General features: G+C 57.0%; 10 protein-coding genes. 5 read left to right on the top strand and 5 right to left on the bottom strand.

Features of this window, described 5'->3' with window-relative positions; genetic code table 11:
- Nucleotides 1-33: 33 nt before the first annotated feature.
- From ABIE60_RS07700 to ABIE60_RS07715, 4 genes are read right to left on the bottom strand one after another with little or no spacing between them, the layout of a single operon-like run.
- Entirely contained in the window at nt 34-1,692 is a 1,659-nt protein-coding gene (locus ABIE60_RS07700) for an AMP-binding protein (protein ID WP_354468856.1), read from the bottom strand.
- Nucleotides 1,692-2,480 carry a class II glutamine amidotransferase gene (locus ABIE60_RS07705; RefSeq protein WP_354468857.1) on the bottom strand — a complete coding sequence of 263 codons (789 nt, stop codon included), beginning with the start codon at nt 2,478-2,480 and terminating at the stop codon, nt 1,692-1,694. The genes ABIE60_RS07700 and ABIE60_RS07705 overlap by 1 nt, the downstream gene beginning before the upstream one ends.
- A 3-nt stretch (nt 2,481-2,483) precedes the next feature.
- Nucleotides 2,484-2,951: a bactofilin family protein gene (locus ABIE60_RS07710; RefSeq protein WP_354468858.1), complete on the bottom strand. Its 468-nt coding sequence runs from the start codon at nt 2,949-2,951 to the stop codon at nt 2,484-2,486.
- A complete protein-coding gene (locus ABIE60_RS07715) occupies nt 2,900-3,835 on the bottom strand; it encodes a M23 family metallopeptidase (protein ID WP_354468859.1) in 936 nt (311 codons plus the stop codon). Before ABIE60_RS07715 ends, ABIE60_RS07710 begins: the two co-directional genes overlap by 52 nt.
- A gap of 156 nt (nt 3,836-3,991) precedes the next feature.
- On the opposite strand from ABIE60_RS07715, the gene ABIE60_RS07720 reads away from it, so the two are divergent.
- Nucleotides 3,992-6,355, top strand: a complete 2,364-nt coding sequence (locus tag ABIE60_RS07720; protein WP_354468860.1) for a proline dehydrogenase family protein — start codon at nt 3,992-3,994, stop codon at nt 6,353-6,355.
- On the opposite strand, the gene ppnN is transcribed toward ABIE60_RS07720, so the two are convergent.
- Nucleotides 6,356-7,747, bottom strand: a complete 1,392-nt coding sequence (ppnN, locus tag ABIE60_RS07725) for a nucleotide 5'-monophosphate nucleosidase PpnN (RefSeq protein ID WP_354468861.1) — start codon at nt 7,745-7,747, stop codon at nt 6,356-6,358.
- 217 nt (nt 7,748-7,964) lie between these two features.
- On the opposite strand from ppnN, the gene ABIE60_RS07730 reads away from it, so the two are divergent.
- The 4 genes from ABIE60_RS07730 (at nt 7,965) to ABIE60_RS07745 (ending at nt 13,844) form a co-directional block, all read left to right on the top strand.
- Nucleotides 7,965-9,353, top strand: a complete 1,389-nt coding sequence (locus ABIE60_RS07730; protein WP_354468862.1) for a PhoH family protein — start codon at nt 7,965-7,967, stop codon at nt 9,351-9,353.
- Between the two features lie 393 nt (nt 9,354-9,746).
- Entirely contained in the window at nt 9,747-11,237 is a 1,491-nt protein-coding gene (gene mqo / locus ABIE60_RS07735) for a malate dehydrogenase (quinone) (RefSeq protein ID WP_354468863.1), read from the top strand.
- A gap of 99 nt (nt 11,238-11,336) precedes the next feature.
- Nucleotides 11,337-11,636: a membrane protein insertion efficiency factor YidD gene (yidD, locus tag ABIE60_RS07740; protein WP_354468864.1), complete on the top strand. Its 300-nt coding sequence runs from the start codon at nt 11,337-11,339 to the stop codon at nt 11,634-11,636.
- A gap of 24 nt (nt 11,637-11,660) precedes the next feature.
- Complete coding sequence (locus ABIE60_RS07745; protein ID WP_354468865.1) at nt 11,661-13,844, top strand: hypothetical protein; 2,184 nt, start codon at nt 11,661-11,663, stop codon at nt 13,842-13,844.
- Nucleotides 13,845-13,853 lie beyond the last annotated feature (9 nt).

A 13,853-nucleotide genomic window follows, 5' to 3' on the forward strand; every position in this document is an offset into this window, starting at 1 on the left:
CCGATACAACCTGTTGCGGGTAAATGAATGTATTCAGAGAGTGCGGCGCCCCAGCGCCTGCTCGCGCAACGCACGGCGCGAGACCTTGCCGATCGAGGTGCGCGGCAACTGCTGACAGAACTCTACCAAGCGCGGCACCTTATAGGGTGTCAGCCGTTCACGGCAATAGTCGCGTACTGCCTTGATGGTCAGTTGTTGACTGGCAGGCACCACGTAAAGCTTGATCTGCTCACCACTGCAGCTGTCCGGTAGCCCTATCACAGCGCATTCCAGAATATCCGGGTGGCACGCAATAATATCTTCCAGCTCACTGGGATACACTTTGAAGCCTGATACATTGATCACCTCCTTGCGACGGTCAATGATACGCAGATAGCCCTGTGTATCGATCAGGCCGATATCCCCTGTATCCAGCCAGCCTTCATGAAATGCTTGCTGTGTTTCGCCATGCTGATGCCAATAGCCCTGCATCAATTGTGGCCCGCGCACGAAAATGGAACCAATCTCGCCATCGGGCAATCTCTGGTCCTGCTCACCAATGATACGAACCTCTGTATCCGGCAACGGACAACCGACACTGCCCAGATGAATATCATCGGGCCGGTTCACACTCACCACCGGTGAACACTCGGTCAGGCCGTAACCTTCACAAATAGCGTTGCCCGTCACTTGCTGCCAGCGTTGTGCGACCGATTGGGTGAGCGCCATACCGCCTGAAATGGTCAACTTCAAGCGACCAAAGTCCAGGCTCTGAAACTCCGGTTGCTGACACAGAAAGATGAACAGAGGGTTGATTCCGGCCACTACAGTCGGATCGAAACGATCCCAGCATTTGACCAGAGTCCGGATACGACGCGGGTCCGGTACCAGCTCAATACAGCTGCCAATGCTCAACATGACCAGCGTCAACATGAACGAGTAGATATGATACAGCGGCAAGGGTTGCAGCAGTTTTTCCTGACCCGGCTCACAATAGTGGTCAAGCAAGGCACGAATCTGGGCCAGATTCGCCAGCAGTGCCTTTTCACTCAGCATGGCACCCTTGGCAGGCCCTGTCGTTCCACCGGTGTACTGCAGCAATGCCAACGACTCCTGTTGGCCGAACCGCTCCGGCGGCTGCCAGATCAAGCCGCCGCCCTTTTGCATCACTTGGGTCAAGCGCATGCATTGTATACCTGATAATTGAGGTACCGGCTGGAGCAACTGAGTCGCACCGCCTCGTTTAAAGCGGGCGGCCAGATTCAGCACCCAGCGCTTGCGCAGAGGATGCAAATCACCCAGCTCGGTGGTGACCAGATATTCGACTTCGGTGCCGGCAAGCTGTTGACACACCTGCGCCTGCAGCGGCGCAAAGGCAACCAGCGCACGCGCACCCGAGTCTTTCAAGTGCTGACACAGCTCTTCACAGCAGTAAAGGGGATTGGTATTCACCACCACCAGTCCCGCTCGGCGAGCCCCAAACAGCACCACCGGGTATTGCATCAGATTGGGGAGTTGTAATGCGATTCGGTCGCCCGGCTGCAAATCGGTTTCATGCTGCACCCAGGCGGCAAAGCGGCGTGACAGGCGATCCAGATCAGCAAAGCTGATACTGGCTCCCATATGCCCAAAGGCCGGACGTTCATCAAAACGGCGCGCCAGCAACTGCAGCATGTCGGACAGGCTGTCGAACTGCGGTCCGGGCACCTGCATCAGGACGCCTCCGGCAAGCTGCACACAACTTCGCCGTCATTGAATACAACCAGCTCACCCGCCTGCAGCCGCTGCCACTGTTCATTATCCGTGAGCGGTTCGGTGGCAATCACAGTAACCACGTCATTCGGTGTTGTTTCAGCGCCAAAGTCCACGCTCATCTCGCAGTCTTTCAGCCGAGCCTCGCCAAAAGGCGCTCTCCGTGTAATCCAGGCCAGCTTGGTACTGCAATAACAGAACAGATGGGTAGACTCACTCAACAGCATGTTGAACACGCCAAGCCCGCGCAGTCTCTCACAGCACTGGTGAGTAAAGCGCTCCAGCTCATGCAGGTCAGTTGGACGTTCGGGGTAGCGATTGCGGATCTGATCCAGCAGCCAGCAGAAGGCATATTCGCTGTCGGTTGTGCCCACCGGATGATAAAACTTCAATGGCCAGTCGAACAGCTTTGGGTCAAGCTGACCGTTATGGGCATAGGTCCAGCTGTAGCCCCACAGCTCACGACTGAACGGGTGGGTATTCTCCAGGCAAACCTGGCCGACATTGGCCTGACGAATATGGCTGATCACTACCCTGCTCTTGATCGAGTAATCCGCGACCAGATTCGCAATGCGCGAGTCTGCACTGGGCTTGGGATCATGAAAGCAGCGCAGCCCCTTGCCCTCATAAAAGGCGATGCCCCAACCATCCCGATGTGGACCGGTGCGACCACCTCGCTGCATCAGACCGGTAAAGCTGAAACAGATATCCGTCGGCACATTGGCACTCATGCCAAGCAATTCACACATGACCTAGCTTCCCTTGGTGCTGAGGGTGATACGGTCCGGCAGCGAGTCGATCAGACTGTAGTCGATACTTCCACTCTTTTCACGCACTGCCTCTTCAGGGTGATATTCCAGCTGTGGCGTAATCTGAAGCCGGCGCTCGCCGACAAAACAACCCTGCGAGTCAATGCTCAGATTATCACTGTAGACGGTGGCGCGTACCTGGCCGCCACGCTCGATATGCAGTTGATCACAGACCAGCTCACCTTCCAGCACACCACTGACCGTTACATTACGCGCCCTGATGCGGCCACGAACACAGCCATGGCGCCCGATTGAGATATCCTCGGACGAATCGATATTGCCCTCAAACAGACCATCCACATGCATCTTGCCGGACACCTGGGTATCACCCTTGAAGTGATTGCCCTGAGCGATGATGGTTACTGCAGACCGGCCTGATTTAGCGGATACATCGCGTTTAATGATTCCCAAGGTACCTCCTCGACACGACTGAACAGGGAGTCGAAATTATCCAGCCCCCACTGTACAAAGGGCTCCGGGTCCAGAGGCCGATACAGATGTCGAACCTCGTAGTGTAGATGAGCACCGGTGGAGCGACCGGTGTTGCCACTCAGTCCGATCTGCTGCCCCTTGTAGACAAAGCTGCCGCTTTTGACCTGCACCTTGTGCAGATGCGCATAATAGGTCTTGAAACCGAAATTATGCTGCAGAATGATCAGATTGCCAAAGCCGCTGCCCTTGCGATAGCCGGCATACTCAACCACACCATCTGCTGTGGCATACACGGGTGTGCCTGTATCCGCCTTAAAGTCAGTACCATTGTGCATTTTGCGGGTTTTGAGCACTGGATGGAAACGCATGCCGTAGCTATCATTCACCTGCTCCGCCTGAATCGGCACCCCGTTGGGAATACTGTGCAGCAGGAACAAACGCTGACGAGCGGCCAGCCGAGCGAGTTCCAGCCTTTGCTCAGCATTATCGGCAGCGCTGTCTTCAGCCAAAAGCCCCAGCATCGATTCCAGATCATCCAGAGCAGTACTGAATTGATGATTTTCCAACGCGAGTTGCTCACGTTCTTCTGACAGACTGGACAGGGTTGCACCCAACTCCCCCAGCTCGGATATGTAGAGCTGCTGGGTACCCAGTAACATTTCATACTGCTCGTTCAAACTTTGATGGTCACGTTCCAGATCCGTCAGATTATCGTGGGTCTTCATCAATAACCAATTGGATACAAAAAAGCTCAGCGCTGACACCAGCAGGAACATCAGCATCAAATAGCCCAATACCCGGTGAAGGGAATACTGCCGGGAGCCACGCACGGTGGTCAGTGTCAGAATCAGCTTACGTCGCAAACGGGATACTCATACGCTCAAATCCAGCTACTATAACCCGAGTACCCCCATGCCACCAGTAACACGACCCTGATCAATGCCGCTGGCAAAAGGGAGTTTCTGGAGCGTTTTTTAAGGTAGACTGGGTCACGACCACTCATTGTGCGGAGTAGATGGATGTTACCGCTGGCACTCTATATTTCGGATGAATTCAGGCTATTGAGCCGAACCCAGCTGCAGCGAGGCATAAGTCAGTATTTTACGGTTCCGGACCAGCTGCTGGTCAGCGCCTGGCAGGAGCTGAAAACGCTGACTCCAGACGTATGGCAGCCCGGATACGATCAGGTACAGGACTGCCTGGACATCAGTCTGCCGGCACGACTGCCTCCACCGCTGAATATTGAAGAGTCCAATCAGCGCTTCAACCGGTATCTGGATTCATCTGCGCCGCACAACAGCCCTCTAATCGTCAACCCCGCCGATCTGCACCCCCGTTTCGAACCACTTCTGAGCGACCGTATCAGCGAAGGCGTCAGCAAACGGTTACAAGTGATTGCACTGGCCGCGCGCGAACAGGGGCGCGAAGTGCTGTTACGTTCACCTTCAGAAGAGACACTCGAACTGACACTGGGCATTTTTACCAGCACCCTTGCCCTGCCCGGTCTTGAAGGCTGGAACCATTTCGGCATCTGCCTTTCTGCAGGCTCAAAACGTGCACTGCCGACACTGGGTTATCTGGAGCATCTTGGACGCGCGTTCAAGTTGCAGATTCCGGTCCTGCTGTTGACCGGGGCACCGGAGCCTGCCGAAATCAGCAATGCTCAGCACCACGGATACCCCCAGTACCCGGTCATGACCGATCCTGCGCATTGCAGCATTGCGCTTGAACTGTGCAACAGCTTTCTGCTCAGCACCAACAACACCTGTCTGCGTACGCGCATAACCGCCCCCCAACCCTTCCCTGCCGGCTACTCCGCTCCAGTGGCGCCAACCGATATCTACCTGCCGGCGCGACTCAACGCCACCGGCGCCATGCGCGGCCAATGGCTGAGCGAACAGGCGCTGCAGGAGGCACTGCAACGGGTACAGCGCGAGCACTTGATTGCCTGCCCCCTGATTGCAGGCGAAAGCTGCGCCGATACGCTGGCCAGGGAGCGTTTTAACCCGGCTCAAGTCGAAGAAACCATCGGCGAAGTGTGCGACTGTACCGAAACACAGGTACGTGAAGCATTTCAGCTGGCCGTGGAAGCGCAGCCTGACTGGAATTCCGTGCCTGTCTCCCATCGCGCCGATCTGATTCTGCGCTGGGGCCAGCGGCTGCAACAGGAGCTGAATGCACTGGCGGCGCTGTGCGTACGCGAGTCAGGACTTGGGCTGAATGATGCACTGGGGGATCTGCGCACCGCCATCAACCTCTGCTATTACTACAGCGCCCAGGCCCGAACACAGCTGCAGACACGACCCTTGCACGGCCTGCCCGGTGAGATGAACCAGCTGGAGCTGCACGGCCGTGGTGTCTATATCTGCATCACGGATGACAACGACCCACTGGCCACTCTGGTGGGCCAGCTGGCTGCCATTCTGGTCAGCGGCAATGCCGTTCTGGTCAATACAGGCAGCGCCACCGTGTTCAGCGCAACCCGACTGATCGAGCTGCTGCTGGAAACCGGTTTGCCCGAGTCGCTGGTCGCACTGCTGCCGGGCCCGGCCGAACGGGTTTCGGCCTGGATGGCGGAAGACTACCGACTGGCAGGCGCCGTGTTTTTTGGTGATGCCAGTGAGGCCACGGCACTGAATGCGATGATCAGTAACCGCTCAGGGGCTCCGCTGGTACCGCCCCTGACGCACAGCAGCCTGCCCGGCACCCAGCTGGTTGACAGACCGCTGGACAACCGTGAAGTACGTGAACTACTGCACAGCGCCTTCAGCTTTGCCGGCCAGCGACGTGCCTCGCTGGGCATGCTCTATATTGAGGAATCGATAGCCGACCAGCTGGAAGCTCAATTGATCGGCAGCCTGCAGCTTTTGCATCTGGGTGACCCTGCACACCCGGACACTGATATTGGCCCGTTGGTCAGCCGCCAGCAGATGGACCGGGTCTATCACCACGTTGAACGCCTGCGCATGCGCGACCGACTGCTGGCACAGCTGCCGCTGGACAGTCGTCATGACAGTGGCTTTTTCGTACCGCCAACCCTGCTGCGGCTGTATACCCTTGATGAGCTGCAGGACTGTGTGAACGGCCCCATCCTGCATCTGATCCGTTATAACAGGGAAAACCTGCAGCGCGTGATCGACGAGATCAACCGCTACTGCCAGGGACAGGCATTCGGCATCCATACGGATGATGAAGAACTGATCGCTCGGGTGCGCCAACAGCTGCAGGCAGGAAGCTTGATGATCAATCGCGGCCTGGCCGACCTGTCAGCCGGCGTCAGGCCTGCCGGTGGCGCGGGTACATCCGGTACCGGGCCGCTCTATGGCGGCCCCAACTACCTCACTTCATTCGTGCGCGAGCGCACCATCTCACGCCAGCTCTGATCAACCGGCCGAGGCGCGATTGTTTCGCGCCAGCCGGAAACAGGGCTGGTAATCGTCATGATTGATCTTCATGCGGCGCTGTGACACGAAGGATTCCAGCAATTCATCCAGCGCCTCGATCACCTCAGGCTCGCCATGCAGCTCGAACGGCCCGTGCTGTTCAATGGCCCGAATGCCAGGCTCCTTGACATTACCGGCCACGATACCGGACAAGGCACAGCGCAGCTGGGCCGCCAGCTCGTGATCCTCTTGCCTGCGCGACAGGTTGAGCCCACGCATGTTGGCGTGAGTCGGTTCAAAGGTCTGCTGTAACGATAGCGGGATTCGCATTTGCCAGTTGAAATGATACGCCTCACCCGTGACCTTGCGATGTGAGGTCACGGCCTCAAGCCCTGCCCGCATCCGTTCGGCTACCTCATGCGGATCATCCACAATGATTTCGTAACAGCTTGCTGCACGCTCACCCAAAGTATTGCGGATAAAGCGATCCACCGTATCAAAGTAGGCCTCGCTGCCGGCGGGACCGGTGAATATAAGCGGAAACGGCTGCTCGGCATTGTCCTGTTGCAACAGAATACCCAGGATGTACAGGATCTCTTCCGCTGTACCAACCCCTCCCGGAAATACCACAAAGCCATGCCCCAGACGAACAAATGCCTCCAGCCGACGCTCGATATCGGGCATGATGATGAGTTCGTTCACAATCGGATTGGGTGACTCGGCCGCAATAATGCCCGGCTCGGAAATACCCACATAGCGGCCATCGTGAATACGCTGCTTGGCATGAGCGATCGTCGCGCCCTTCATGGGGCCCTTCATGGCACCCGGGCCGCAACCGGTACAGATGTTCATGCCGCGCAGGCCCATCTCGTAGCCCACCCGCTTGGTGTAGTCGTATTCGATCTGATTGATCGAATGCCCACCCCAGCACACCACCATATTGGGCTTCACATGGGGTCGCAGGGCATTGGCATGACGCAGGGTATTGAACACCTGATTGGAGATGGTGCCAGACAGGTCCAGCCCTTCGCAGCAGCCTTCGATCTTGTCACTGACATAGAGCAGATCACGCAGCACCGCAAACAGGTGCTCATGAATACCCTGAATCAGCTCACCATCAACAAACGCCGCCGCAGGGGCGTTGATCAAATCGAGCTGTACGCCGCGATGTTTCTGGCTGATCTGCACATCAAACTCACGAAAGCGATTCAGCACCAGACGGGTACTGTCCATCTCGCTGCCACAGTTCAACACCGCCAAGGCACACTGGCGGAACAGGTTGTACAGGCCGCTCTGGCTTTTGTCCTGTAGACGGGCCACTTCATAGGGTGAGAGAACGTCAAGATTGTCCAGCGGTGTTACGCTGGAGGTAATGTAATGCTCGGTCATCATACTGACCTCCTTGTTCGCTACTGCTTTGACACACGCCGATACCTGCGTGTGACTTTAACTATGAACGCTGCCGGACAGATTTACTACTATCCGATGTCAACCCTGTTACAGCACGCAGCAACGCTGATACGCCACAAAAGCCCATCCGAACGCGTTGTAATTGGTCTCACCTTGAATTAGTTTGAAACCATACACTGTCGTACAAGGAAGCCTGCCGATGTCTGCATCAAAACTGTATATCCTCGATACCAACGTTCTGCTGCATGATCCCAAATGTCTGTTCCAGTTCAAGGAGCAGGATGTCACCATCCCGATGACCGTGCTGGAAGAGCTTGATTCAATCAAGGACCGCAAGCAGAACGTAGCCGCGGAGGCACGCCATGCCATTCGCGTGATCGACAACATTCTCTCCAGCGCCACCAACTCGGGCCAGATCACCAAGGGTGTGCGCATTCTGATTGAAGGCAAGGAGCGCGAGCAGAAGCTGGGCAAACTGTCGATCTTCCCGGATCATGAACTGACCAGCCGTCAGGGCTTTCTGCCGGATGTGAGCAACAAGGACAACCGTATCATCAACTGTGCGCTGCACCTGCAGGCTACCTTTCCACACCGACAGATCATTCTGGTAACCAAGGACATCAACATGCGCCTCAAGGCGCTTGGTGCCGGATTGCAGCGGGTGGAAGACTACCGTACCGACCAGTTGGTATCCGACATCGACATGCTGCCGGCCGGACACCATCATCTGGATGCGCCCTTCTGGGAAGGCGTCGACAAGGTCGACAGCTTTCAGGAAGATGGACGCACCTACCACCGGGTGGATCGCAGCCTGTTGCCTGACACCTACCCCAACGAATACATCTATGATGACAGCAAGGATTTCTCTGCGCGCACCGTCAAGGTGGATGAAACCACTGTCACCCTGCTCGATCTTGGCTATGACCGCCTGATGCAGCAAACCTGCTGGGGAATCCAGCCGATCAACCTGCAGCAGGCATTTGCGATGCAGTCGCTGATGGACCCGGAGATCGACCTCAGTATTCTGTTGGGGGCGGCCGGCTCCGGCAAAACCCTGATTGCACTGGCCTGTGCACTTGAGATGGTGATTGAAGAACAGCGCTTCAACAAAATCATCGTCACCCGCTCAACACCTCCGGTTGCTGAGGACATAGGCTTCCTGCCCGGCACCGAAGAGGAGAAGATGACACCCTGGATGAGCTCGATCAACGATAACCTGGAAGCGATGCACGAGCAGGACGAGCGCCCCCAGAGCAGCGTCAAGTACGCCATCGAGAAGGCCAATATCCAGTTCAAGTCACTCAACTTCATTCGTGGTCGAAGCATTCAGAATGCGATCGTACTGATTGATGAGGCCCAGAACCTGACACCCCAACAGCTCAAAACCATTCTGACGCGCTGCGGCAAGGGCACCAAGATGGTATGCCTGGGCAACCTGGCGCAGATCGATTCCAATTACCTCACGGCGCTGACCTCGGGCCTGACCTACATTGTCGAACGCTTCCGTGACTTTGAAGGTTCGGCCAGCGTTCACTTTGAAGGCATCTTCCGCTCACGCCTGGCCGAGTACGCCGAAGAACACCTCTAACAGCGTCAGCCTGCGCAGTTGCAGCGAACCAAACGGTTCGCTGCAACAGTGGAATTCAAAACCGCGACAATCGCGAGACCAAAGTCTAAAAACCTCCGCAACGCCATATATCACGCGGGTTACAGCCTGATGACACCACCCCCGCCACCCCCGGGACCCTAGCCGCGAGTTTTATTCTGTCGACAGTTGCATATAATGCACCGCACCAACGTATTCAGCGTAAATAATCATGCAATCTGCGCGCGGGACCGAGCATCAGCCGGTAGCCGCTGCAGTGAGACCCGGAGGTCCTGACCGGTTTTGTGCCCGACAGCACGGGTCCGATCAGGTGTGCCAAAAGCCCTCCTCCCGGTTTCCTGAATCCCATTGTTTACGATCAAATGGCGAACTCATATGACCACTAAAACTGTAGATGTGCTGCTTGTCGGTGCCGGTGCCATGAGTACCACCCTCGGGATGATACTCAAGCAGCTGGACCCCGCCCTGAAGATCTGTATGGTCGAGCGTCTTGACCATGTTGCGCGTGAGAGTACCGATGCCTGGAATAATGCAGGCACTGGCCACGCCGCCTATTGCGAGCTGAACTACACCCCCGAACAACCTGATGGCAGCATCAACACCACCAAGGCGTTCGCCATTAACACCTCATTCGAGGTCAGCCTGCAGTTCTGGTCCTACCTTGTGGAACAGGGCAACCTGCCTTCACCGCGTGAGTTCATCAATTCGACTCCGCACCAGAGTTTTGTCTGGGGCGAAAAAAATGTGGAGTTCCTGCGCAAGCGCTACGCCGCTCTGAGCCAGCACCCCTGCTTCAAGGACATGGAGTACAGTGAAGACCACGCCGTGCTGCGCGAGTGGATGCCGCTGGTAATGCAGAACCGCGATCCGTCCGACAAGGTCGCCGGCACCCGCGTGCGTTACGGCTCCGACGTCAACTTCGGTGCCCTGGCACGCAACCTGGTCAGCAACCTGGAACAACAGGATGGCTTCGACCTGCTGCTCAGCCACAACGTCAAGGATCTGAACAAGAACAGTGACGGCAGCTGGGATGTGGTACTGAAAAACAGCAGCAACGGCAGTTCTGAAACCGTTCGCAGCCGCTTCGTGTTTCTCGGTGCCGGCGGCGGCGCACTGCCACTGCTGCAGAAATCTGCAATCGAAGAAGGTCGGGGTTACGGCGGTTTCCCGGTCAGTGGCATGTGGCTGGTCTGCAAACGCCCCGAAATCATTGAGCAGCATCAGGCCAAGGTCTATGGCATGGCGCCGATCGGTGCGCCCCCCATGTCGGTTCCACATCTGGATACCCGCGTGATCGATGGCAAGAAGGCGCTGCTGTTTGGCCCCTTCGCCGGCTTCACCACCAAGTTTCTCAAGCAGGGCTCATTTCTGGACCTGCCACTGAGCATCCGTCAGAGCAACCTGGCTCCGATGATGTCAGTGGCGATGCACAACATGGACCTGACTCGCTACCTGATCAGCGAAGTGCGCCAGTCACACAGCTCCCGCGTGGCGTCTCTGCGCAATTTCTTCCCCGATGCCAAAGAGGAAGACTGGGAACTGTCCTATGCCGGTCAGCGTGTGCAGATCATCAAGCCCGGTACGGAACGCGCCGGCAAGCTGGAGTTCGGTACCGAGGTGATCACCTCTGCTGACGGCTCACTGGCTGCGCTGCTGGGCGCATCGCCGGGTGCCTCCACCGCCGTCAGCGCCATGCTGAGCATTGTTGAGCGCTGCTTTGCAGAGCGCATGAAGGAAGACAGCTGGAAACAGAAGATCACCGAGCTGGTGCCTTCCTACGGCCAGAATCTGACCGACAATACGGAACTGTTGCTGCAGGTGCGCGAGCGTACACTGTCAGTGCTGGAACTGGATCGTCAGTCCTGACCGCTTGCGGAGGGGTCTGTTCGGCCCCTCCCGTTTCTCTTCACTGGCTGTTGCCAGCTGCACGGGCTATCATCTGCAACAGATGGTTTCGAGGTTCCCATGCATCGACTGACCCAATGGCTGAAAAAAGTGCTTATTCTGCTGGTGCGAGGCTATCAGCTGCTGCTCAGCCCCTTTCTCGGCAACAATTGCCGTTTCTATCCCAGCTGTTCCAGCTACATGATCGAAGCGATCGAAGTCCATGGCGTGCTGAAAGGGCTTTGGCTCGGTACACGGCGCATTCTGCGCTGCCATCCCTATCATGATGGCGGACTGGACCCGGTCCCGCCCCGCTGCGGCTGCACCGAGTCGAAGCCACACGCATCGTCCCGTTCTGACTACACTGAAAAGAATCACTGACCACCATCGACTGCAGGAGCAAAGATGTTCTCACCGCTGAGTGTCATTCTGGTTGTCGTTGTCTACATTGCCCTGCTGTTCGGGCTTGCCCAGTGGGGCGAGCAACGCACCCGCCGTGGCCAGCCATTCAACTCGGCTACGCTTTATGCCCTGTCGCTGGGGGTTTACTTCACCACCTGGACGTTCTACGGCAGCATCGGTTTCGCCACTCAGTCCGGGCTGTTGTACCTTGGCATATACGCAGGCTCACTGCTGTCTGTCTTTTTCTGGCACCTGACGCTGAGGCGGATGATTGCGGTAAAGGAGACCTTCCGCATTACCAGTATCGCCGACCTGATCTCAACCCGCTACCGACGCTCACAACGCATTGCGGCGCTGGTGACCCTGATCGCCTTTCTTGGCCTGTTGCCCTACATCAGCCTGCAGCTTGAAGCCGTGGTGCGCTCCTTCCGCCTGATCACCATCGAGGAAGCGGATGGCATCCACTGGACCTCATCCGGGCTGCTGATCACACTGATGATGGTCATGTTCACGATTCTGTTTGGGGTCCGCCGACTGGATCCCACAGAGCGCCATCAGGGCATGATGCTGGCACTGGCGGCAGAGTGCGTGGTCAAACTGGTTGCCTTTTTGATTCTGGGCGGCTTCATCACATGGTATTTTTTTGATGGCCCAACGGATGTATATCAGCAGATTCAGATCAACGGCTTCCATCACCTGATCGGGCTTGGTGGTGATGATGCCGGCATTCAATGGCTGACCCTCATTGTACTCAGCTTCGTGGGCGTACAACTGCTGCCACGCCAGTTCCATGTTGCCGTAGTCGAGAACGTATCACCCCGTCATTTGGGACGAGCACTCTGGATGTTCCCGCTCTATACCCTGCTGATCACGGCCTTTGTGGTGCCCATCGCGGCCGCGGGCATGATTCTGGGCCTGCCGGAAGCCCGTGCTGACTATTTCATGCTGATGGTTCCCCAGGCACTGGGGCAGCCACTGCTGGCGCTGCTCGCCTTTATTGGGGGCTTTTCGGCCGCCAGCGGCATGGTCATCATTACCACCATGACACTGGCCACCATGGTCTCCAACCACCTGCTGTTGCCGGTGTGTGAAAAGTTCGAAAACCTGCGCTGGATGCGTACCTGGCTGCTGCAAGTACGCTGGGTACTGGTGGCACTGATTCTGTTCGGCAGTTTTGCCCTGGCCCGCCTGCTGAGCGATACACACATGCTGGTTGCTGTGGGCCTGATTTCGTTTGTGGCCGCCCTGCAGCTGGCCCCGGCCACTTTTATCGGCCTGTTCTGGTCACGCGGCAACAGTATGGGCGCTTTTCTCGGCATGCTGGTCGGTTTCGCACTCTGGGGCTGGACACTGATCATCCCCGCCTGGGTAGATGAAGGCTGGGTATCGGCCAGCCTGCTCAGTGACGGGCCTTTGGGTATTGAGTGGCTGCGACCGGAAATGCTGTTTGGCCTGGACCTGCCTCAGGTACCCCACGCCGTGTTCTGGTCACTGCTGGCCAACATCCTGTTCTACCTGCTGGGGTCCTGGTTCTACCATCCGCAGAAGCAGGAGCGCACCCTCACCACCGAATTTCTCTATACCACGCGCGCGCTGCGCACACAGGAGAAGACACGCCCTACCGGACTCAACGCCTATATCGAACTGGCGCCCAAACTGGTGGAAGCAGAACAATTGCTCAAGCGCTATCTGGGTGAAGAGAAATCGCAGCACAGCGTGAACCGCATCGCCGATGATCTGCAGGTCTACGACAAGAGTCACATTTCGGTGGTGGAGCTGATGGAGTTTCACCGTATGCTGGAGCAGGTTCTGGCAGGCTCCATCGGTGCAGCCAGCGCACATACCGCCATCGAGGAAAGCATTCGCTATACCGACCGGGAGCGTTCAGACCTCACCGCCATTTACAGTCATATCGTGAATGAGCTGCAGGGGTCCTATCGCTTTCATCCGGACAAGGCTCAAGAACCGCACAGCCACAGTTTCGAGGCACTGGATGATCTGCAAAACCAGCTTGAACGCCTGCAATTGAAGGTTGACCAGCAGAAAAACCAGATTGAACAGTTGGAGTTACGACTGGAGCAGCGCTATCAGGAAATTTTTGACTACCGGGTGGAAGCGCAGCGCCTGCGTCATGAGAACGAGACGCTGCGTCAGCAGCTGCTGCAGGAACCCCAGCAGGAAGGCTAGGTGCAGCAA

Origin of the sequence: Marinobacterium sp. MBR-109, from assembly GCF_040547565.1 — a bacterium.
GTDB lineage: Bacteria > Pseudomonadota > Gammaproteobacteria > Pseudomonadales > Balneatricaceae > Marinobacterium.